This is a genomic window from Tenacibaculum crassostreae (genome assembly GCF_964512405.1).
GTDB lineage: Bacteria > Bacteroidota > Bacteroidia > Flavobacteriales > Flavobacteriaceae > Polaribacter > Polaribacter crassostreae.
Map to the genome: position 1 here is coordinate 428,934 of NZ_CAZELE010000005.1, position 23,338 is coordinate 452,271.

22 protein-coding genes are annotated in these 23,338 nt (G+C 31.7%); 14 read left to right on the plus strand and 8 right to left on the minus strand.

Annotated elements, in window-relative coordinates:
- Positions 1-38: 38 nt before the first annotated feature.
- The 3 genes from ACKTST_RS07375 to ACKTST_RS07385 are packed head-to-tail and all read right to left on the minus strand — an operon-like array spanning position 39 to position 1,558.
- Positions 39-554, minus strand: a complete 516-nt coding sequence (locus ACKTST_RS07375; RefSeq protein ID WP_408047106.1) for a DUF4252 domain-containing protein — start codon at positions 552-554, stop codon at positions 39-41.
- A 37-nt stretch (positions 555-591) separates the two neighbouring features.
- Positions 592-1,062 carry a hypothetical protein gene (locus tag ACKTST_RS07380; RefSeq protein ID WP_408047107.1) on the minus strand — a complete coding sequence of 157 codons (471 nt, stop codon included), beginning with the start codon at positions 1,060-1,062 and terminating at the stop codon, positions 592-594.
- Complete coding sequence (locus ACKTST_RS07385; protein ID WP_408047108.1) at positions 1,049-1,558, minus strand: RNA polymerase sigma factor; 510 nt, start codon at positions 1,556-1,558, stop codon at positions 1,049-1,051. Before ACKTST_RS07385 ends, ACKTST_RS07380 begins: the two co-directional genes overlap by 14 nt.
- Before the next feature lie 159 nt (positions 1,559-1,717).
- Here ACKTST_RS07385 and ACKTST_RS07390 point away from each other — a divergent pair, with 159 nt between their 5' ends.
- A complete protein-coding gene (locus tag ACKTST_RS07390; RefSeq protein WP_408047109.1) occupies positions 1,718-3,166 on the plus strand; it encodes a S41 family peptidase in 1,449 nt (482 codons plus the stop codon).
- 49 nt (positions 3,167-3,215) lie between these two features.
- On the opposite strand, the gene ACKTST_RS07395 is transcribed toward ACKTST_RS07390, so the two are convergent.
- Both ACKTST_RS07395 and ACKTST_RS07400 read right to left on the minus strand, forming a co-directional pair.
- Positions 3,216-4,109: a DUF72 domain-containing protein gene (locus ACKTST_RS07395; protein ID WP_408047110.1), complete on the minus strand. Its 894-nt coding sequence runs from the start codon at positions 4,107-4,109 to the stop codon at positions 3,216-3,218.
- A gap of 2 nt (positions 4,110-4,111) precedes the next feature.
- The gene (locus tag ACKTST_RS07400) at positions 4,112-5,065 is read right to left on the minus strand and encodes a patatin-like phospholipase family protein (RefSeq protein WP_408047111.1); all 954 of its coding nucleotides are present in this window, start codon (positions 5,063-5,065) and stop codon (positions 4,112-4,114) included.
- 51 nt (positions 5,066-5,116) lie between these two features.
- Here ACKTST_RS07400 and ACKTST_RS07405 point away from each other — a divergent pair, with 51 nt between their 5' ends.
- From ACKTST_RS07405 to ACKTST_RS07420, 4 genes are all read left to right on the plus strand, one after another.
- Complete coding sequence (locus ACKTST_RS07405) at positions 5,117-6,166, plus strand: beta propeller repeat protein (protein WP_408047112.1); 1,050 nt, start codon at positions 5,117-5,119, stop codon at positions 6,164-6,166.
- A gap of 107 nt (positions 6,167-6,273) precedes the next feature.
- The gene (locus tag ACKTST_RS07410) at positions 6,274-9,216 is read left to right on the plus strand and encodes an amidohydrolase family protein (RefSeq protein WP_408047113.1); all 2,943 of its coding nucleotides are present in this window, start codon (positions 6,274-6,276) and stop codon (positions 9,214-9,216) included.
- Positions 9,217-9,235: 19 nt separating this feature from the next.
- Positions 9,236-10,534: an amidohydrolase family protein gene (locus ACKTST_RS07415; RefSeq protein ID WP_408047114.1), complete on the plus strand. Its 1,299-nt coding sequence runs from the start codon at positions 9,236-9,238 to the stop codon at positions 10,532-10,534.
- A 143-nt stretch (positions 10,535-10,677) separates the two neighbouring features.
- Complete coding sequence (locus ACKTST_RS07420) at positions 10,678-11,475, plus strand: TrmH family RNA methyltransferase (RefSeq protein ID WP_408047230.1); 798 nt, start codon at positions 10,678-10,680, stop codon at positions 11,473-11,475.
- Here the strand turns inward: ACKTST_RS07420 and ACKTST_RS07425 are convergent, their stop codons facing one another.
- Both ACKTST_RS07425 and ACKTST_RS07430 read right to left on the minus strand, forming a co-directional pair.
- The gene (locus tag ACKTST_RS07425) at positions 11,476-12,510 is read right to left on the minus strand and encodes an RluA family pseudouridine synthase (protein ID WP_408047115.1); all 1,035 of its coding nucleotides are present in this window, start codon (positions 12,508-12,510) and stop codon (positions 11,476-11,478) included.
- A 16-nt stretch (positions 12,511-12,526) separates the two neighbouring features.
- On the minus strand, positions 12,527-13,108 hold the full coding sequence (locus tag ACKTST_RS07430) for a PASTA domain-containing protein (RefSeq protein ID WP_408047116.1): 582 nt from the start codon (positions 13,106-13,108) through the stop codon (positions 12,527-12,529).
- Positions 13,109-13,262: 154 nt separating this feature from the next.
- On the opposite strand from ACKTST_RS07430, the gene ACKTST_RS07435 reads away from it, so the two are divergent.
- The 6 genes from ACKTST_RS07435 (at position 13,263) to ACKTST_RS07460 (ending at position 20,397) form a co-directional block, all read left to right on the plus strand.
- Complete coding sequence (locus ACKTST_RS07435; protein WP_408047117.1) at positions 13,263-14,246, plus strand: D-alanine--D-alanine ligase; 984 nt, start codon at positions 13,263-13,265, stop codon at positions 14,244-14,246.
- Positions 14,246-14,698 (plus strand): pantetheine-phosphate adenylyltransferase, encoded by a 453-nt coding sequence (gene coaD / locus ACKTST_RS07440; RefSeq protein WP_408047118.1) that lies wholly within the window; start codon positions 14,246-14,248, stop codon positions 14,696-14,698. Before ACKTST_RS07435 ends, coaD begins: the two co-directional genes overlap by 1 nt.
- Before the next feature lie 23 nt (positions 14,699-14,721).
- Positions 14,722-16,470 carry a M14 family metallopeptidase gene (locus ACKTST_RS07445; RefSeq protein WP_408047119.1) on the plus strand — a complete coding sequence of 583 codons (1,749 nt, stop codon included), beginning with the start codon at positions 14,722-14,724 and terminating at the stop codon, positions 16,468-16,470.
- A gap of 59 nt (positions 16,471-16,529) precedes the next feature.
- The gene (locus tag ACKTST_RS07450) at positions 16,530-17,048 is read left to right on the plus strand and encodes an RNA polymerase sigma factor (RefSeq protein WP_408047120.1); all 519 of its coding nucleotides are present in this window, start codon (positions 16,530-16,532) and stop codon (positions 17,046-17,048) included.
- Between the two features lie 71 nt (positions 17,049-17,119).
- Positions 17,120-18,028, plus strand: coding sequence for a FecR family protein (locus tag ACKTST_RS07455; protein ID WP_408047121.1), 909 nt, complete (start codon positions 17,120-17,122; stop codon positions 18,026-18,028).
- 38 nt (positions 18,029-18,066) lie between these two features.
- Positions 18,067-20,397 (plus strand): TonB-dependent receptor plug domain-containing protein, encoded by a 2,331-nt coding sequence (locus tag ACKTST_RS07460; protein ID WP_408047122.1) that lies wholly within the window; start codon positions 18,067-18,069, stop codon positions 20,395-20,397.
- A 40-nt stretch (positions 20,398-20,437) separates the two neighbouring features.
- Here ACKTST_RS07460 and ACKTST_RS07465 read toward each other — a convergent pair whose 3' ends face one another.
- Positions 20,438-21,613 (minus strand): GlmU family protein, encoded by a 1,176-nt coding sequence (locus ACKTST_RS07465; protein WP_408047123.1) that lies wholly within the window; start codon positions 21,611-21,613, stop codon positions 20,438-20,440.
- A gap of 105 nt (positions 21,614-21,718) precedes the next feature.
- Here ACKTST_RS07465 and ACKTST_RS07470 point away from each other — a divergent pair, with 105 nt between their 5' ends.
- From ACKTST_RS07470 to ACKTST_RS07480, 3 genes are read left to right on the plus strand one after another with little or no spacing between them, the layout of a single operon-like run.
- Entirely contained in the window at positions 21,719-22,105 is a 387-nt protein-coding gene (locus ACKTST_RS07470) for a 6-phosphogluconate dehydrogenase (protein ID WP_408047124.1), read from the plus strand.
- Positions 22,095-22,640, plus strand: a complete 546-nt coding sequence (locus tag ACKTST_RS07475) for an acyl-CoA thioesterase (RefSeq protein WP_408047125.1) — start codon at positions 22,095-22,097, stop codon at positions 22,638-22,640. The genes ACKTST_RS07470 and ACKTST_RS07475 overlap by 11 nt, the downstream gene beginning before the upstream one ends.
- Before the next feature lie 3 nt (positions 22,641-22,643).
- The gene (locus tag ACKTST_RS07480; protein WP_408047126.1) at positions 22,644-23,336 is read left to right on the plus strand and encodes a cyclase family protein; all 693 of its coding nucleotides are present in this window, start codon (positions 22,644-22,646) and stop codon (positions 23,334-23,336) included.
- Positions 23,337-23,338: the final 2 nt, after the last annotated feature.

Genomic DNA, 23,338 nt, shown 5'->3' on the forward strand with positions numbered 1-23,338 from the left:
TAAAAGCAGAGTTCAATTAAGAACTCTGCTTGTGAGTTTTATTTGTCTTTCTTTCCTTCTTTAGAAAAGGTTTCTGTTAATTTAGACATTTTGTTGATGTCTATATTTCCTGTTAAAGAAACAATTACAGATTCTGGCGTACCTTTTTTAGAGTCTTTGTCTTTTACAAACATTAATACTTCGCTTACAAAATCTTTGTTTTTAGTCGCTTTCACATAAATTTTCACACGAGAATCTTTGTCTTTAACACGCATTAACTCGATTAAATTGCTTTTTCCAACTGCTGATTTTACCATTCCTTCCATTTGAGAAGCTACAGCAGCATTTTCTGTTGAAAATACTTTTAACTCTTGTAATTCTTGAAACATTTTAAAAACTTCCATAGCTTCATTATCTTCTGAATCTACTTTAAATTTTGATAAAATTTCAAAAGCATCTTTGTTAACTACTACTGATGATACCTCATCAATATCTTCTAACTTGTCAAAAATTGACTGTGAAAAACTTAGGTTAGATGCGAATACAAATGCTAATAATAATATTACTTTTTTCATGATTTCTAGTTTATAAGTACTTGGTTTTACTTCTTAATTAATTTACGGTGTTTATTACTTTATTTACTGTTTCTTCATAGGTTTCTAACTGATCAATAGCATCATTTCCTTTTTTTAGGTTGTTTGAAACGGCATATAAGGCATCGTTTCCTTTGTTTAAATTGACCGAAACTAGTTGCAACGCTTCTTTAATTTGTGCAAACTGCTTACGTTGTTGATACTTTTGATACTCTTCGTTACCCATGAACACACTAAATAGTAAGACTACTGACGCTGCTACCGATAACCATTTCCAGCTCTTCTTAGTTTTCTCAGGTTTTAACTGAATGGTTTTAGTAAAGGTTTCATCTTTACTTTGTTTAAAATAACCAAACATCATACTATACTCTTGCAAATGCGGTGCCACATTGTTAGATGTGAAATAATCTTGCAACACACTTTCTTCTTGCAAAGTAGTTTCTGCGTCTAGGTATTTTTCTAATAACTTCTCTATGTTAGCTAACTCCATAGTTATGTTTTTTTATTAGTTCTTCTCTTATTGTTTTACGAGCTCTTGATAAGGCTACTCTAACAGCGGTAGGTTTCATATCTACCATTTTACATATTTCATCAAAATCATACTGTTCAATATCACGTAATTGTATGATTATTTTTTGCTGTTCTGGTAATTTTTCAATGAGCTGATGTACTTGATTTACTGTGTCGTTATACTCTACTTTCTTTTCTAGCGACGTTTCTTTTTCTTTATAATTGCTATGCACTAAGGTTAAATTACTTGCTTGTTTCGATTTTAAGCGATCGTAACAATAATTCTTCGTCATAGTCATTGCAAATGCCTCAACATTTTTATAGTCGGACAATTTTTCTTTATTCCTCCATAACTTAAAGATCAATTCTTGTGTAGCGTCTTCAGCTTCTTCAGTAGAAACTAATAATCGTTTCGCTAAACGAAAGACTTTGTCTTTAAATGGTAATACAACTTTTAAAAAGTCTGATTGGTTCATTGTTTGGTTGATTAATTTTGTAAGTCTGAAAATAAAAACACGTCTTATTTAGCAGGTTTACATAACTACGACGATGCAGTTTCAAGTTTGTTACATCAATAATAAAAAAAATAATATAATTGATTAAATTGCGTTGTTATTACTATTAACACATCCCATATGAAACTATTAAAAACACTCCTTATACTATTATTTTCACTAGTAATTGTTTCTTGTAGTGAAAAAGACGATACACCAAAAGAAATTGAAGTTCAAGATTTTGTTTGGAAAGGTTTAAACGCCTATTACCTATGGCAAGATTTAGTTCCTGATTTAAGTGATCGTCGTTTTGGCAACGATCAAGAATTATACAGTTACCTATCGGGATATGATAACCCTGCAAATTTATTTTACAGTTTATTATACATGCCTAATGAATATCCAAAAGATCCTAACAGAACTTATTCTTGGATTGTTGATGATTATATTGCTTTAGAGCGAGCTTTTGAAGGTACACGAGAAACAACAGGAATGAAATTAGAAGGAGTGGATTTTGCTGATGGCTCTGGAGGTTATTATGTTTATGTATACGATGTTGTAAAAGGTTCTGATGCCGATACAAAAGGTGTAACTAGAGGGATGATTATTACAGAAGTTAATGGTACAACTTTAACTAGAGCAAATGTAAACACTTTATTTAGCGCTAATTCTTTTACGATCCATTTAGCTGATTATAACGGTGGTAATCCAACAACAAACGGAACAACAATAACGTTAACGAGATCTCTTGTTACTGAAAATCCAGTTAAAGTAACCAATGTAATTACACAAGGAAGTAATACCATAGGGTATTTAATGTATAATCAATTTGCAGATGAGTTTGATGGTAATTTAAATGCTGCTTTCGCTAATTTTAAGTCTTCAAACATTACCGATTTAATTATCGATTTACGTTATAATGGTGGTGGTTCAGTACAAACTGCGACTTATTTAGGTAGTATGGTTACTGGTCAGTTTACTGGAGAATTGTTTTCAAAACAAGTTTGGAATCATAAAGTTATGGCAGTAACTGACCCCAATTTATTAGTTAATAATTTTACCAACAGAATTCTAAATAAAGATAGAAATGGCAACATAGTTTTAGATGAAACCATTAATAGCCTAAACTTAAATACTGTATATTTTATTGTTTCTGATGATTCTGCTTCAGCTTCTGAATTGGTTATTAATTCACTAAAACCTTATATTGATGTAAAACTTGTAGGTATTCAAACTTATGGTAAACACGTGGGGTCTATTACCTTATATGATTCTGATAATTTTAGAAGAACTGGTCCTAACCTAAAAAGTCATACCTGGGCAATGCAGCCTATTGTATTAGAAATTCAAAATAAAAACGGAGAAAATGCTCCTGAAGGGTTTATTCCTGAAGTTATTATGGATGAAGACCCTGGTAATTTAGGAGTACTTGGAGATCCAACGGAGCCTTTGTTAGAAAGAACTATTCAATACATAACTACAGGGGCTAAAAGAATTCCTTTTTCAAGAAAAACAACTCAGTTTTCTCCTTCATGGAATTCTAATATGATACTTCCTGATTACAACAATATGTATGTAGAACTTAAATAAGCTTAAAGAATATTAATAAAAAATCCAGCTAATCAGCTGGATTTTTACTTTAAAACAAACTTGGTTGTGAGTTACTATCTTCATTAGGGATTTTCAAATTTGTTCCTAGTTCTTTATTTAATTTCTTTATAAAGTAAGCCGCTAATAAAGGCGATTCTACTTCTAAATTCTGATGGATAAAAAAGTGAATGTTTTGCAACCCTAAATCGCTCCATTCTTTCAACCTCAAAACCCAATCATCTAAACGAGTATAATCTGACGGATGATTTGCTCCCACATAACGAACAAAAGCTTCGTTGTTTGTCAATCTCATGTGCATCATATCTCTCCTACCTGCAGTATCTACCAAAACATTGACGATATTATTCTCTTCTAATAATTGTGTAAATTCATCAAATGCAACAACATCTTCAAACCAATCAGGATGACGAACTTCAATAGCTAACGGAATTCCTTTAGGCCAACTAACAGCAAAATTCTGTAGTTTGTCAAAGTTTTTAGTTCCGAAATTAGAATGCAGTTGCAAAAAGATAGTTCCTAACTTTTCTTCAAGATGAGATGCATTATCTAAATAAATATTAACAGCATTTTGAACGCCTTCTAAACGTTTCCAATGGCTAATTTCTTGACCTAATTTTGGGAAAAACTTAAAATTATCAGGAGTTTTAGCTTTCCATTTTGCAAATTGCTCTGCTAGAAATTGACGATAAAAAGTCGCGTTTAGTTCAATAGAATTAAATTGTTTTGAATAATATTCTAATTCATCTTTTGTACCTCTTGGGTAAAATCCTTTTAAATCTGCCTTGTTCCATTTAGCACAACCTACAAATACATTAGGTTTATCATTTTTTTCATAAGACTGTAATAAATTAATTGTTTTTTGATGCGTTTTTGGTAACGAGAAATCAATTAATTCTGGATGCTCAACTTTTCCAAATTTCATACTTAGTTGTTTTCTAATCCTTCTTCAATATCTTGATTATCTACCATTTCTGGTCTAAACTCGCTCATTTTTTCCTCATCTAATCTTTTTGCATAGTTGTATCCAGATTTCCACCACTTCTTCATTTTTTCTTTATCGAAAACTAGTGAATTGGTTGTTAACACTGTTGGTGTATAATACAAGTTTAGCTTTACATTGTTTTGTTTAGCTGATAATTTCCCTATAGTTATATTGTGTCGTTCAACATTTTCAAGCATAAAATCAAACGTATCCATCATTAACGAAAACGGATTTTTTGCTGGTAAACGATTTATTTGTGTTACTTCTGTGGCTAAAATAATAGCATCAACTTCTGTGGCTCCTCTAGCAATAGCTTCACGAATAGGAATTAAACTACCAAAACCTCCATCAGCATATTGATGGTGATCTTTTTCTAACAAACTCATAAAAGGTACATAATTACACGAACCCCATATCCAATCGCAAAAGTCATCATACTCACATTCTAAAATAGACTTGTATTCAATTTGATTCGCTGTAAGATTAGAAACCGTTACCACAACTTCTTTATTTTGCTCTCTAATCTTATCATACATTTCTTTGGTGATGCTGTTTTTTATGAGCTTTCGTAAGTTTTTACTTTCACCAAAAGTTTTACGTCCATTTAAAAAGTTCCAAAAAGTATTTCTATGTCGAATTGAAATCACTTTTTCTCCATGAACTGTTTTTATTTTAAACGGACTGTTACTAAAAATAGCTTTTTGATCAACCGAAGTATATAACTCTTTTAATTCATCAACCATACCCAACGCTAAGTGCGAAACCATTAAACTACCTGTTGAAGTACCTAAAAACATATCATAATTCTTGTTTTCGTACTTCATTAAATACTGAGCTACACCACCTGCAAACGCTCCTTTACTGCCTCCACCAGAAATTACTAGGGCTTTTTTCATCAATTTTAGGTTTGATTTGTCTATTTTTAGTTCTGTAAAAATATCAAAAAAATGACACGATTATCAGCACTTTTCTTAATCTCTTTTTTAATAATTTCTTGTAAAACAGAAAAAAAGCACACTCCTAGAACCATCAATAATGTAAATATTACCGAATTTAAACTCGATAGTACAAGTATTAGAGCTATTCATGTGATAGATTCTAATACAGTTTATTATGCAGGTTCGAGAGGCGATATTGGAAAAACTACCGATGGAGGAAAAACATGGAATAATTACATATTAAAATACCAAGACTCAATTATTCCGCACTTCAGAAGTATTGCTTCCAACGGAAAAGATTTATTTGCTCTTAGTGTAGCTAATCCAGCATTGTTATATAAAGTAACAGGAGATAATAAAGGTATTGTATATACAGAGCAACATGAAAAAGTTTTTTATGATAGTATGAAGTTTTTTGCTGATGGAAAACATGGTATTGCAGTTGGCGACCCTACTGAAAATTGTGCTTCTATAATTCTTACAAGTGATGGGGGAAATACTTGGAAAAAACTTTCGTGCTCACAACTACCTATTTTTGAAGAAGGTGAAGCATTTTTTGCGGCAAGCAACACCAATATTGCAATAGTTAACAAAACAGTGTGGATTGGTTCTGGCGGAAAAAAAGCTAGAATCTTAAAATCTACTGATTTTGGTACTACTTGGGAAATTTTCGATACTCCAATTATTCAAGGAGATGGCCCTCAAGGTATCTACTCTATCGATTTTTATGATGAAAATAACGGTATTGCTATTGGTGGTAATTATGCAAAACCTGATGACAATTGTGCTAACAAAGCTGTGACTACTAATGGTGGAAAAACATGGATACTAGTCGCAGAAAATCAAAACCCGAGTTATAAAAGCTGTATTCAATATGTACCAAATACTAGCGGACAAGAAGTCATTGCTGTTGGTAAAACAGGCATATCATTTTCTAATGATGGTGGACATACTTGGAAAGAAATTAGTAAAGAAGGTTACTACGCTATTCAATTTATTGACAGCAATACTGCTTGGTTATCTGGTCATCAAAAAATTGGAAAAATGACTTTAAACTAATTCTTAATGTTTTGTTAAAAAGCAAAGCTTTAACTTGTAACTAGTTACTTTTATGAGCAAATCAATTTTTTAATTCAATTTATATTGAAATTCAACTAAATAAACACATGAAAAAAATTCTAACCTTACTCTTAACTTTGAGTATTAGTTATTCTTTCTCTCAAGAATACTTTCCAACTAATACAGGAGTAAAATCAGCCAAAAACAAAGTATATGCGTTTACCAATGCTACTATTTATGTAACTCCAAAACAAATTGTAAAAAAAGGGACTTTACTAATCAAAGATGGAAAAGTAGTTAGCGTGGGTAAATCAGTTTCTATTCCAAACGAAGCACAAGTAGTTAATCTAGAAGGCAAATCTATTTATCCTTCATTTATTGATGCTTTCTCAACTTTCGGTATTGCCAAACCTAAAAGAGAAAGAGGTCAAGGTCAAAGACCACAATACGACGCAAGTAGAAAAGGATATTATTGGAACGACCATATTCGTCCTGATATCAACCCTACTACTGAATTTAATTTTGATGATAAAGCGGCAAAAGAATTACTTTCAGCTGGTTTTGGTACAGTGAACACGCATTTAGAAGACGGAATCATGCAAGGAAACGGAATGTTAGTTGCTTTAAATCCGAATTCATCAGATGCTTACAGAATTTTAGATAAAAAATCTGGAAATTACTTATCATTCTCTAAAAGTGTTAAATCACGTCAAAGCTACCCTACTTCACGCATGGGAGCCATGGCTTTACTTCGTCAAACCTATTTAGATGCTGATTGGTATTCAAACGGAAATGCAAAAAACACCGATTTAGCTTTAGAAGTTTTAAATAACAACAAAAATTTACCTCAAATTTTTAATGCAGGTGGTTATTTAGACAATCTTCGCGCCGATAAAATTGGAGACGAGTTTGGTATTCAATACACCATTGTTGGTGGTGGTAATGAATACGAAAGAATTAACGATATCAAAGCTACCAATGCTACTTACATTATTCCTATTAACTTTAGAAAAGCCTATGATGTTTCCAATCCGTTTTTAGCAGATAAAATTGCGCTGAGTGATATGCGTTCATGGAATCAAGAACCTTCAAATCCTGCTGTATTAGCAAAAAACAATATTTCTTTTGCTTTAACAACTCACGATTTAAAGAAAGTGAAAGATTTCAGTACAAATTTACAGAAAGCTATTAACTACGGACTAGATAAAACTACCGCTTTAGAAGCGTTAACTACCATTCCAGCAAACATTTTAAAAAATGATAAAATCGGTAATTTAAATACTGGTAGCTATGCCAACTTTTTAATTAGTTCTGGTGATGTTTTTGATGGTAAAACAACCTTATATGAAAACTGGGTACAAGGTGATAGAAATGTTATCAATTCAATGGATATCAAAGATATTACTGGTAACTACAACTTAACGGTTAACGGTGTTAATTACACCATGAAGGTAACTGGTAAAGAAGCGAAACAAAATGCTGAAATTAAAAAAGGAGAAGAAAAAATAAATGCTAACTTTTCTTATGCTGATGATTGGGTTACCATCACAATGAGAGAAGGTGATAATTTTACACGTTTAACTGGGCAGTTAGATAACAAACAAATTAAAGGAACTGCTATTGATAATAACGGAAATGAAAGTGAGTGGATTGCTAACTATACTTCTAAAATAAACGAGAAAAAGAAGAGCGATAAAAAAGAAGACAAAAATCCTGAAGTAGTTGCCGTTTCTTTTCCTAACATAGGATATGGTAATACCACAAAACCACAAAAAGAAACTATTCTAATTAAAAACGCTACTGTTTGGACTTCAGAAAACAACGAAGTTTTAAACAATACCGATGTGTTGATTAAAGATGGAAAAATTGCTCAAATCGGAACAAATTTATCTAGTAGAGGTGCTAAAGTTATTGACGGAACAGGTAAATATGTAACTGCGGGTATTATTGACGAACACTCACATATTGCCGCTTCAGCTATCAACGAAGCTGGTCATAATTCTTCAGCAGAAGTTACTATTGAAGACGTTGTAAATCCTAACGATGTTAATATTTATAGAAATATTGCTGGTGGAGTTACTTCTATTCAAATTTTACATGGTTCTGCAAATCCAATTGGTGGTCGTTCGGCAATCATCAAACTAAAATGGGGAGAAAATGCAGAAGGAATGATTTATAACGATACTCCGAAGTTCATCAAATTTGCTTTAGGTGAAAACGTAAAACAATCTAACTGGGGTGATATGCAAACGGTTCGTTTTCCACAAACGCGAATGGGAGTTGAACAAGTGTATATCGACTATTTCCAAAGAGCAAAAGAATACGATGCTAAAAAGAAAAGCGGACAACCATATCGTAAAGATATTGAGTTAGAAACTTTAGCTGAAATTATCAATAAAGAGCGTTTTATTTCTTGTCACTCTTACGTGCAATCAGAAATTAATATGTTAATGAAAGTTGCTGAGCAATTCAATTTTAACATTAACACATTTACGCACATTTTAGAAGGATATAAAGTCGCTGATAAAATGAAAAAACACGGAGTTGGTGGTTCTACCTTCTCAGATTGGTGGGCCTATAAATATGAAGTAAACGATGCTATACCTTATAATGCCGCAATTATGCACAACCAAGGAGTTACAGTAGCCATTAATTCTGATGATGCTGAAATGTCTCGTCGATTAAATCAAGAAGCTGCTAAATTGATAAAATACGGTGGCTTAAGCGAACAAGAAGCTTGGGCTACGGTAACTATCAATCCAGCAAAATTATTACACCTTAACGATCGTACAGGTAGCATTAAAGTTGGTAAAGATGCTGATGTTGTGTTATGGAGTGATAATCCGCTTTCAATATATTCTAAAGCAGAAAAAACAATTATTGACGGGACTATTTATTTTGATATTGATAAAGATTTAGAAAAGCGTAAAGCTATTAAAGCAGAACGCGCAAAACTCATCAATATGATGTTACAAGAAAAAATTAAAGGAGGGAAAACTCAAGCTCCAAAGAAAAAAACTCAAAAATTATTTCACTGTGATACAGAATAAGAACTTAACAACACACCAAATGAAAATTAAATTAGCTTATAGTTTAGTATGTTTCTTATTCTTAGGAAATATAATTGCGCAGCAAACACCTGCGCCTAAACAAACACAAGATTATACTATTGAAGGAGCTACCGCTCACTTAGGAAACGGAGAAGTTATCGAAAACTCATTAATTATGTTTTCTGAAGGAAAAATTTCTTTCGTTGGAAAAGCAGAAATGAGAATAGCTCGTAGAGGAACTATTATTGATGCGAAAGGAAAACATGTATATCCAGGATTTATCGCAGCAAACACTTCTTTAGGATTGGCAGAAATTGATGCTGTTCGTGCTACAAGAGATGTAGATGAAATTGGATCGATCATACCACACATTCGTAGTATTATTGCTTACAATACAGAAAGTAAGGTTATTGAAACTATGCGTCCTAACGGAGTGCTAACCGCTCAAGTTACACCAAGAGGTGGCGTTATTTCTGGAACTTCTTCTGTGGTGCAATTAGATGCGTGGAATTGGGAAGATGCTGCTGTAAAAACAGATGATGCAATTCACATGAATTGGCCTAACGCATTTAGTCGTGGTCGTTGGTGGATGGGTGAAGATCCTGCTTTAAAACCAAACAAAAACTATCAAAAAAATATTGATGAGATTAAAGCATACTTTAACAATGCAAAAAGTTATTTAGCAGGAAACAAATCAACAACGGTTTTACCTTACGAAGCATTACAAGGTATTTTAAACGGTTCTCAAAAACTATTTGTTCATGTTGGCGGACAAAAAGCCATTACCGATGCAGTTAATACTTTAAAAGATTTAGGGGTAAAAAACTTAGTAATTGTTCACGGACAAGAAGCAGAAAAAGTTGCTGACTTACTAAAAAAGAATAACATTCCTGTTATTTTAGAGCGTGCTCACCGTTTACCTGATGATGAAGATACCGATTATGATTTACCATATCGTTCAGCAAAAATATTGTCAGACGCTGGTATTTTAGTTGGTTTGGGTATGGAAGGTGATATGGAACGTATGAGCACACGTAACCTTCCTTTTTATGCAGGAACCTACGCTGCTTACGGATTAGGAAAAGAAAAAGCCTTGCAACTTATTACGCAAAACAATGCTAAAATTTTAGGTATTGATAATACAACAGGAACAATTGAAGTTGGTAAAGATGCTACTTTATTTATTTCTGAAGGAGATGCCTTAGACATGCGAACCAACATCTTAACCGATGCTTTTATTCAAGGTCGAAAAATTAGTTTAGAGTCGCACCAAACAAACTTATGGAAACGATATTCTAACAAGTATAAAAATCAATAAATCGAAAAAGCTCGGAATTCCGAGCTTTTTACTTTATAAAAGTTATCCCCTTACTTTAACTTTTATATCGTTTACAATTGTACAACAAATATTTATAGAATATATCACTTATCAAATACCCAATAATGGGTATTTTTGCATTTATGAAGCAAATTAGTAGCACACAAAATCCTTATATAAAAGAACTCTTAAAACTTCAAGAGAAACCAAGAGAACGCAAGAAAAAAGGGTTGTTTTTAGTTGAAGGTCAGCGTGAAATTTCACTGGTTTTAAAAGGTGAATACCAAATTGATACTATTTTATTTGTTGCTGATTTTTTCTCAGAAGAAAACCTAGTTACTATAACAAAAGAAACTACTAATTGTATTGAAATAACCAAAGAAGTATATCAAAAACTAGCCTATCGCGATACTACCGAAGGTATTATTGCGGTAGTAAAATCGAAAAGTTTTGATATTGAAAAAGTTGAATTCAACTCCTCTACTCCACTTGTTTTAGTGATGGAAGGTATTGAAAAACCCGGTAATATTGGCGCTATGCTCCGTACTGCTGATGCTGCTAATGTAGATGCAGTTTTTATTGCTAATCCTAAATCAGATATTTTTAATCCGAATATAATTCGCTCAAGCGTGGGTTGTGTTTTTACTAATCAAATCGGAATAGGAACTTCCGAAGAAATTATTGCTTTTTTACAAGAAAACAACATACATATTTATAGTGCTACCTTGCAAAATTCAAACGAATACCATAAAAACGACTATACTAAAGCTAGCGCATTGGTAGTTGGTACTGAAGCAACAGGTTTAACACAAATTTGGAGAAACAACGCAACTCAAAACATTAACATACCAATGCAAGGAGAAATTGACTCAATGAATGTTTCTGTTGCAGCAGCAATTTTAACTTTTGAAGCTAAGCGTCAACGAAATTTTAGTTTGTAATTATTCTTCGAACTTAGAATTTTCAGAATACGTACGCCATTTAGCTAAACACGCTTCGATATCTTCAGGAATTTCTGAATTAAACTGTAAAAATTCACCAGTAGTCGGATGCGTAAACCCTAAGGTTTTTGCATGCAATGCTTGTCTTGGCAACACTTTAAAACAATTATCTACAAACTGCTTGTATTTAGTAAATGTAGTTCCTTTTAAGATTAAATTTCCACCATAACGCTCATCATTAAAAAGCGTATGCCCTATATGCTTAAAGTGCGCTCTAATTTGATGTGTTCTACCTGTTTCAAGTTTGCATTGTACTAAGGTAACATAGGTTAAACGCTCAATAACTTTAAAATGGGTGATAGCATGCTTACCGTGTTCTCCATCAGGAAAAACATCCATTTGTAGGCGATTTTTAAAACTACGACCTATATGACCTTCAATAGTTCCTTGATCTTCTTCTATATTTCCCCAAACTAACGCATAATACAAACGTTCCGTAGTTCGATCGAAAAACTGTTTCGATAAATGTGCCATGGCATATTCAGTCTTCGCTACTACCAACAATCCACTTGTGTCTTTATCAATACGGTGTACTAAACCAGGGCGCTCATTTGAGTTTTTTGGTAAATTTTCTATGTGATGGATTAATCCGTTAACTAGAGTTCCAGAGTAATTTCCATGACCAGGATGCACCACCATTCCTGCTGGTTTGTTTACAACAATTACTTCATCATCTTCATAAACAATATCAATAGGAATATCTTCAGCTACTAATAAATTTTCATGAGGCGGATATGCTAAAACAACTCTTACTACATCTTTTGGTTTTACCTTGTAGTTTGGCTTTACCACTTCGTCGTTTACTAAAACATTTCCTGCTTTAGCAGCTTGCTGTATTTTATTTCGAGTAGCGTTTTCAATAAAATTCATTAAAAATTTATCTACTCGTAAAGGTACTTGACCATCGGTAGCTACAAACCGATGATGTTCATACAAATCGTCATTTTCAAAGTCTGGAGTCGTTTCTTCCTGCATCAATCAATAATAAATATTAGTTTCCATTACCATCTCCTAAAATCAAATCGATGGTTGTTTGTTTTGGTAATTTAGTACCAGGTTCTATTTTTTGTCCTTTATATTTTAATCCGCGTACTACGTCTTTTCCTATATCGGCAACCCAAGTAACGTTATCTCCTACTTTAAAACCGATAGAACGTAAATGTGTAGTTGCTTGACGTCTTGTACGACCATTTAAATCAGGAATTTGAACATCGCGATACTTCGACGGATTTAATGTTACGTATATCTTACGTTTTTCTTTTACAAAGTCTCCCGCTTCAGGATCTTGCTCTATAATCGACTTTTTTGGATAATCTGGATTGTAATTAGCACTGTCTATCACTACAAAATCTAGGTTTAAATCTGTTAGTTTTTGCTCAACTTCTGCTAACGACATTTTATGCAAATTAGGTACTTGTATTTTTTGATTATGATTAGTTGTTACACCTAACCACCATTGCAACACAAATACAAACACTAGTATTGAAACAATAGCAATACCTATTTGCTTTAAAAATGTTTTGCTTTTAATAAATTGAAATAAACCTTTAAGATTATCTAAAAAATTACTCATATCAGTTTTTTGTAAGATGGCACAAATTTACAGTAAAAATAGTACTATTTTCAAATCAATAAGTCTTAAACGAGTTTTTTTGGTAAGTTTGTATAATCCAAGGTTCGGATTTTAAGAAAACATCCATAAAACAGTAACAGAATAGACATAAAAAGTGAAAAAGAACATCGCTATAATTATGGGAGGATATTCTTCGGAAGTAGCAATATCCTTAAAAAGTGGAAACGTAGTTTACAAACATCTTAACAAAGAAAAATACAATCCGTATAGAGTTCATATTTTAAAAGAAAAATGGGTTTTGATTGATGATAATGAAAATGAGAATCCAATAAACAAACATGATTTTTCTGCGGAAATAAACGGAAATCACATCACTTTTGATGCTGTATTTAACGCAATACACGGTACGCCAGGTGAAAACGGGGTAATTTTAGCGTATTTTGATTTAATAGGCTTAAAACATACTTCTGCCCCATTCTATCAAATGGCGCTAACGTTTAATAAAAGAGATACTTTAAGTGTTGTAAAACAATACGGAATTCCTGCGGCAACTTCTGTTTATCTTAACAAAGGAGATGAAATCAATACAACTAGTATTATTGAAAAAGTCGGACTTCCTTGTTTTGTTAAACCTAACGGAGCTGGTTCTAGCTTTGGAATTTCAAAAGTATATACGAAAGAAGAGTTATCTCCTGCAATTGAAAAAGCCTATAAAGAAGATAACGAAATACTTATTGAAAGTTTTTTAGACGGAACAGAAGTATCTGTTGGCGTAATTCAATACGAAGGTGAAACCAAAGTATTGCCCCTAACTGAAATTGTTTCCGACAATGATTTCTTCGATTACAAAGCAAAATATGAAGGTGAGTCACAAGAAATAACTCCTGCGCGTTTAACTACTTCACAAGAAAAAAGTGTAAATGAAATTGCTAAACGTGTATATGAAATTTTAAATATGAGCGGATTTTCACGTTCAGAATACATTTTGGTAAATGATGTTCCTCATTTTTTAGAAATGAACACCGTTCCTGGTCTTACAGAAGCCAGTATTTTACCACAACAAGCCAATCATGCAGGTATTTCTTTAACCGATTTATTTGGAAATGCTATTGAGATGGCTTTAAAAAACGAATCATAATGAAAAAAGCAGTTTTTCCAGGGTCTTTTGATCCGATTACCTTAGGACATGTAGATATTATTGAACGTGGAGTAACCTTGTTTGATGAACTCATCATTGCTATTGGTGTTAATGCTGACAAAAAATATATGTTTTCTTTAGAGGAACGCAAACGCTTTATTGAAGAAACTTTTAAGCACGAGCCTAAGATAAAAGTCATGACTTATAGCGGACTTACTGTAAACTTTTGTAAAGAACAAAATGCTCAATTTATTTTAAGAGGGTTGCGTAATCCTGCTGATTTTGAGTTTGAAAAAGCTATTGCTCACACCAATCGTAAACTATCAGAAATTGAAACCGTTTTCTTACTAACCTCTTCTGGTAAAAGTTATATTTCTTCTTCAATTGTTAGAGATGTTATCAGAAATAATGGTGATTTCACAGGATTGGTTCCTAATGCTGTTACAATTTAATTCATAAATAAACCCATTTTCTATTGAAAAAGTTAGTTGTACTATTGTTGATTATTACTGTTGCTTGTAAGCCAAATTCTACAAAAGAAACAAAAGATTTTACTACGCTTTTTGAAACTTCAAAAGGAATAGAAACTCCTATATATCCTGAAGTTATTTCTTACTACAAGAATTTAGCTGAAGTATATCCTGAAATTTCTTTGTTTGAAATGGGAGAAACTGATGCTGGTAAACCATTGCATCTCGTTGTTTTTAATTCTGAAGGAAAAACAGACATCAATCAACTAAAAAATTCTTCTAAAAATAAAGTCTTAATCAATAACGGAATTCATCCAGGAGAATCAGACGGAATTGACGCTTCTATGCTATTATTAAGAGATATTGTTCAAAATGATTCTTTAAAACATAGATCTAAAAACTCACTGATTTGTGTAATTCCTGTTTACAATATTGGAGGCGCTTTAAATAGGAATTCCCATACTAGAGCCAATCAAAACGGACCAAAAGAATACGGTTTTAGAGGAAATGCCCGTAACTATGATTTAAATCGTGATTTTATTAAGCAAGACACAAAAAATGCCGCTGCCTTCGCTGAAATATTTCACACAGTAAATCCAGATATTTTTATAGATAATCATGTGAGTAATGGTGCGGATTATCAATATGCAATTACTCATTTATTCACACAACACAATAAATTAGGAGGTGATTTAGGTGCGTTTCTTGAGCAGAAAATGCGTCCAGCAATAGAAAAGTCATTATCTCAAAAAAACATCAGTATAACTCCGTATGTAAATGTATGGGGCACAACTCCTGAAAGTGGTTGGTCTCAATTTTTCGACAGTCCAAGATACTCAACAGGATACACTACGCTATTCAATACCTTGGGATTGATGGTAGAAACGCACATGTTAAAACCCTATAAAACACGTGTAGAACAAACCTATGAGCTTTTATTTTCAACATTAGATTTTTCAGAAGAAAATAGTACTCAAATAAAAGAGCTTCGTAAAAAATCATTCGAAGAAATCATCAACAAAAAAACATATCCTATTGCTTTTGAAGTTGACAAAGAAAATCCTTCGTTACTTAATTTTAAAGGATATGAAGGAAATATGATTGACAGTAAGGTAACTAACAGAAAACGCTTATTTTATGATAGGAGTCAACCTTACAACAAAGAAATTAATTATTACAATAATTACGTTTCTACAAAAGAAATCACCATACCAAAAGCATATATTTTAGAACAAGGTTGGCATACAATTGTTGAACGATTAAAAAACAACAAAATAGAATTTACTCGATTTAAAAAAGACACTATTTTAACTGTTGAAGTACAGCACATCAAAAATTTTGAAACGCGTAAAATGGCGTATGAAGGTCATTATTTACATTACAATACTGAAGTTACAACAACTACAAATCAACAAATTCAATTTTCAAAAGGAGATGTTTTTATTCCAACAAATCAAACAGGAATTAGATATATCATAGAAACTCTAGAAGCCGAAGCTGTTGATTCTTTCTTCAATTGGAACTTTTTTGATACTATTTTACAACAAAAAGAAGGATATTCGGCTTATGTATTTGAAGATATTGCTGAAGAGTTTTTGAAAGAGAATCCATCTATAAATAAAGAGTTTGAAGAAAAATTAATTGCTGATGAAAGTTTTGCAAAAAATCCGCAAGCGCAATTGTATTGGATTTACACAAAAACTCCTCATTATGAAAAAGCACACAAGAAATTGCCTATTTTTAAGTTATATTAACTCAAAAAACATCTTTAATTAACATTTTATACATTTGTGATAATTAGGAAACAATACTAATGGATAACGAACCCTTAAAATCAGTTTGTGAACAAAGAAACTTTGAGCGTATCTTTAATGATCATTCACAAACGTTAAGAAATTATATTTACTATAAATGTGGTGATTCACAACAAGCAGAAGATATAGTTCAAGAAGCATATATCAAGTTGTGGAATAATTGTGCAAAAGTAATTTTTGAAAAAGCTAAATCTTTCTTATACACTGTGGCAAACAATCATTTTTTAAATGAAGTTGCTCACAAAAAAGTTGTTTTAGAATACCAGAAGAAAAGTGTAACAAGCAATTCAACAAATGAAACACCTCAATTTATACTAGAAGAAGAAGAGTTTCATACCAAACTAAAAAAAGCAATTGCTGATTTACCAGAAAAGCAACGAGAGGTTTTTTTACTAAGTAGAATAGATAAGAAAAAATACAGTGAAATTGCTGATATTACAGGGGTTTCTGTAAAAGCTGTAGAAAAAAGAATGAGTAAAGCACTCGTTACTTTAAAAGAAAAAATAGGTAAAGTCTAATAAAAATACTATTTGTGGTAGGGTAATTAACTTCTTAATTGTTTTAGTACAAATAGCCTGAATAATAGGAAATGAAAGAAAATTATAAAGATGAAACTTTTTTAGCCAGATGGATAGCCAACGAGCTATCTGCTTCTGAGTTGGAAGAATTTCAACAAACTGAAGATTATCAACAATTTAAAGCAATTAATGATGCTTCGCAATTATTAAAAACTCCTGAATTTAATCAGGAACAAGTTTTTGGTAAAATTCAACAAAAAACACAAACTAAAAAGAAAGTTGTAAAACTAGTTCCTACATGGATGTATGGTGCTGTAGCTTCTATAGCATTATTACTTAGTTTTTTCTATTTTAACAATAATACAGTTGACTTTTCTACTAGCTACGGTGAACAACTTACGATTTCGTTACCAGATAATTCAACAGTTCACCTTTCTCCTAACTCTAAAGTAAGTTACAAGAAACGTAATTGGAATGAAAAAAGAGAATTGTCTTTAGAAGGTCAAGCTTTTTTTGAAGTAGAAAAAGGAAAGTCATTTACAGTTAATACAAACGAAGGTAATGTTACTGTTTTAGGAACTAAATTCACTGTAAATAGCGCTGATAATTATTTTGAAGTTAAATGTTTTGAAGGAAAAGTAAAAGTTACTTCAAAATATAATGATGAAACAATTTTAACTTTAGGTAAAGCTTACAGAAACTATAATAATTCTATTGAAAACTGGAATTTTGAAGATAATAATCCTTCTTGGTTAAAAGGTGAAAGTTCTTTTACAAATACACCTTTACATCAAGTTATAAAAGCTTTAGAAAATCAATTTAATTTAAAGTTCGATACCTCAAAAATAGATACCAATAAACGCTTTACGGGTACTTTTACACATAATGATGTTAATATAGCATTAAAAACTGTTTTTGCTCCTATGAAAATTTCTTATAAATTAGCAAAAAATAGTTACGTTGTATTGACATCTAATTAATGAGGATAAAATTAAGTATACTTTTTATATGCTTAACGATGTCTATTTTTTCTCAGGAAAAGGTAGACATCGTTTTTCTTAACACTCCCCTACTTGAAGTTCTAAAAGAAACTGAGAGTAAATATGGAGTGAAATTTTCTTTTGACCCAGATATTGTTCAAAAGGAAGTTGTTACTTTTTCAAAAAAAAAATGTGAATTAATTGATCTTCTTAGTGAAATTGAACTTCAAACAATTTTACTATTCAATCAAGTAAACGATCGTTATTATTACATTTCAAAAAACCACTCTAAACTCAACGAGTACAACTTATTAAATGAGGTATTAGTTACCAATTATATTACTTCTGGTATAAACAAAAAAAAGAATGGCTCTATCTCAATACTACCAAAACAATTAGGAGTATTACCTGGTTTAACAGAACCGGATGTTTTAGAAAGTTTAAAAATTATCCCAGGGGTTCAAAGTCCTAACGAAACAGCCTCAGGTATTTTTATTCGAGGAGGTACTCCAAATCAAAACTTGGTATTATGGGACGGAATTAAAATGTTTTATTCTGGTCATTTTTTTGGTTTACTCTCTGCTTTTAATCCTTATACAACAAAAGAAATAACACTATCAAAAAGTGGTACTGAGGCAAGATATGGAAATAGAGTATCTGGTGTTATAGATATTAAAACTTCTGATAATATTCCAGAAAAAATTACTGGAGGTTTTGGATTAAACATGACACATGCTGACGCATTTATACATGTTCCAATATCAAAAAAATCGGCTTTCTCTTTTTCAGCAAGAAGATCTTATTCTGACATCTTAAAAACTTTTACTTTTGATAAACTATCAACTCGTGTGTTTCAAACTTTTGATGACAACCAAGAAAACAACATAATTGATAAAACCATAAAGTTTGACAGAGACAATACCTTTAAATTTTCTGACTATACCGCTAAACTCATAATCAAACCATCTAATGATGAAATATTATCGTTAAGCTTTTTACACACAACAAATAATTTATCTAATCATTTCAATATTCCTTTTTACAAAGACAATTACACAGATGATCTCAATATAAAAAATGCTGGTTTAAGTGCACAATGGACTAAGAAATCTTCTGAAAAGTCAACAAAAAACTTCAAAGCATATTTTTCTACTTTTAATTTGGCCTATAGAGGTAGATATAGCTACATCGATGATTATTTAGTGTTCAATTCTATTAAAGATAATTTAATAAACGATATAGGTTTTACATATGATTACACCTATTCATTAAATGATAAAACTGATATTCTGTTAGGTTATAATTTCACTTCAACAGAAGCTGAATATAAATTACAATATCAAATTGATCTAGATGGATCTCAAATTTTTAGTAGTATACAAGATGATGAAGGAGCCAATAACACTCATTCTATTTTTGGTGAGTATCTATTTGATAATAATAATTGGAATATTAACTTAGGTACTCGTTTTAACTACTTTTCTAAAATAGATAAATACGTTTTAGAACCTAGAATTTATTTTGAAAAGAAACTCTCTGAAAGCTTAAGTTTAAAAACTTCTTTTGAAAAAAAACATCAAACTTTAAGTCAAGTAGTTGAATTTCAAACATCAATTTTAGGATTTGATTTAGAAAACCAAATATGGGCTCAGATAAATAAAGACGATATTCCTCTTCAAAAAAGTACACAAATAGGTACAGGTTTACTTTTTAACAAAAACAACTGGAAGATAAACATTGAACCTTACTTTAAAAAAGTTAGTGGTATGACATCTCAAACAAGTGGTTATAACGATCAAACACAAGATTTTTCTAAAGGAGAAGGTGATGTTTTTGGTATTGATGTTTTAATCAATAAAAAAATCAATAATTACAGAACTTGGATTAACTATTCTTACACTAAAAATCGATTCAAATTTTTGGATTTAGAAAACGAGTTTTTTCCTGCAAACCATGATATCACCAACTATTTCTCATGGTCTCATGCTTATAAGTTAAATAACTACGAATTTTCTCTAGGCTGGAATTACAGAACCGGAAATCCATATACAGCCGTAAATGAGTTTTACATTAACGATAACGGTACACCTGTGATAGATTTAGATACTGATAATCTAAACGCTAAAAGGTTACCTAGCTACCATCGTTTAGATGCATCTATGACCTATTCTTTTAACTTTTCAGAAAGATGGAAAGGAAAATTAGGATTCTCTCTTTTAAACATATATAATCGAAAAAATATTTTAAGCAGAACACATAATGCGGTTCCTGTTAGAAATTCAAATAATGATATTGAGTATAAATTAGAACAAGTCGACAAAATTTCATTAGGAATAACTCCCAATTTAGTTTATAGAGTTTATTTCTAAAATAAAAAAGGCCTTACTTTAAAGTAAGACCTTTTTTATTTTAATAATTTCTATATTGTTTAGTTTCTTCAAAAACGTGTTCTAAAATTTGCTTCTCTTTATCGTCAAATTCAACACCTCGTCTTTGCATAACTACTTCTGCTACTTCAAAAACTTTATTTGTTTTATATTCTGTAAAACCTGAAGCTCCTCCCCAACTAAACGACGGAACAAAATTTCTTGGAAATCCGCTACCAAAAATATTTGCTGATACTCCCACAACAGTACCTGTGTTAAACATAGTATTAATTCCGCATTTAGAATGATCTCCCATCATTAATCCGCAAAACTGTAATCCGGTTTTAGCAAAACGACCCGATTCGTAATCCCATAAGCGAACTTCTGCGTAATTATTCTTTAAATTCGAGTTATTACTGTCTGCTCCAATATTACACCACTCTCCTAAAACAGAGTTCCCTAAAAACCCATCATGCCCTTTGTTTGAATACCCCATTAAAACAGAATTATTCACCTCACCTCCTACTTTGCAATGTGGACCTAAAGTTGTTGCTCCATAAATTTTTGCTCCTAATTTTAGTACAGATCCTTCACACATAGCTAATGCTCCTCTTACCACAACACCTTCCATAATTTCTGCATCTTTACCAATGTAAATTGGTCCGGTAGATGCGTTTAATGTTGCAAACGTTAGCTTCGCTCCTTTTTCAACAAAAATATCTTCTCTACTAACACAATTAACCGTTTCTGGTATTGGTGCAGATTTTCTTCCTTCTGTAATTAAATCAAAATCGGCACGAATAGCTTTATCATTTAAAGAGAAAATATCCCAAGTATTTTTTATTTGAATAAGATCATCTTCAAACTCAATTTGTTCGTACGAAGAAAAATCAACCTCTTCTTGCGTGTCAGAAGTATAAAAAGCAATTACGTCTTCTCCTTTAAAAATAGCTTGATTTACTTGTAGATTAGTTACCATTTCTACCAATGGTTTTGTAGGCAAAAAAGAAGCGTTTAACAACACATTCTCTTCCATTTCTACCATCGGATATTTTTCTTCTAAATATTCCTCAGTTACCGTGGTAGTAGTTATTCCCAGATATTTCTCCCACTTTTCTCTAATGGTTAAAATCCCTACTCTAATATCAGCAACTGGTCTTGTATATGTAAATGGCAATAACGCATTTCGAACATCACCATCAAATAAAATATAGTTCATTTTTTTCTATTTTTTGAAGCAACACAAACTTACCACTTTCAATTCATTTTACAAGTCAAAATATAAACCTTACTTTTGTTTATACACATTCTTCAATTTTTTACAATGAAAAAAATCTTAGGTTTAATTTTACTTGGTATCACCTTACTTGCAGCTGCATATTATGCTTTTATTTATTTCGTTCCATATAGCGAAGGAGTTCGATCGGGTGAATTGATTAAAATTAGCTACAAAGGAGTCCTTACAAAAACTTGGGAAGGAGAAATAAGTCAAGGTATTTCTGGTGCACAAATTTTTGCTTTTTCGGTAGAAGACAATCAAAAAGAAGTAATCGATAAACTTCAAAAATACCAAGGTAGATATGTAAAAGTAACCTACAAAGAACGTTTCGGAACCTTCTTTTGGCTTGGAGACACTAAGTATTTTATAACAAAGGTAGAAGAAGAGCAATCGCCACATTTTAGAGGAATAACCAAAGACAATGAAGAATAATTTTAGAAATATTGAAGATACCCGCATCACCATATCTGAGTTGATGCTTCCATCACATGCTAATTTTAGTGGTAAAATTCATGGTGGTTACATTTTAAAACTGATGGATCAAATTGCTTTTGCTTGTGCGTCGAAACACTCAGGTACGTATTGCGTTACTGCTTCTGTAGATACCGTAAATTTTATCAATCCTATAGAAGTTGGTGAGTTAGTTACCATGAAAGCTTCTATTAATTTCGTTGGAAAAACATCTATGGTGGTAGGTATTCGTGTTGAAGCACAAAATATTCAAACAGGATTTACGAAACATTGCAACTCTTCATATTTTACTATGGTTGCTAAAGATGACGAAGGTAAAAATGCTAAAGTTCCGGGAATTATACTAAACAGTAAAAATGAAATTCGCAGATTTTTAGAAGCCATCCACCGAAATGATACTAAAAAAAATAGGCTCGAAAAATTTAACAGAGAAAACTTCTCTCCTGAAAATCATATTGACGAATTGAGAAATTATAATGTAAAAATCGATTTATAGTTTATGCCTGAAATTATTGATTTAAGTCAGGAAATTTTTGAAGGAATGCCTGTGTATAAAAGTCTTCCTCAAGTTAAAATAACATTACATAACACTCATGAGGAATGGGATAAAATTGAAAAACCAACAACCCAAACTCCTGCTGTATATAAATTAGAACTAGGAGAGCATACAGGAACTCACGTAGATGCTCTTAATCATATGGCTGCAAAACATAAAGGAAAATCTATTGACACAATGCCACTGTCAATGTTTTATACAGAAGGGATTTGTTTGGATTTCTCTCATAAAGGTTTGCAAGAATTGATTTCATCAGAAGAAGTAAAAGAAGCGTTAACCAAAGAAAACCTAACGATTAATAAAGGAGATACTGTGTTACTATACACCAACCATTACAACAAATATTTTAATACTGAAAATTGGGGAAAAGGTCCTGGTATAACTGCCGAATGTGCGCAATGGTTAGGAGAACAAAAAATTGCAGCCTTTGGTGTTGAAACCATGTCACCAGGAGTACCTAAAATTTCTAATAAAGAAGTACATCATATTTGTGGAGATATGGGGTTTACTCATTACGAAAATATGATAAATCTAGACAGACTTATTGGTAGAGGACGTTTTAGATTTATTGCTTTACCTTTAAAAATACGTGGCGGGACAGGATCTCCAGTAAGAGCTGTAGCTATTTTTGAATAAAA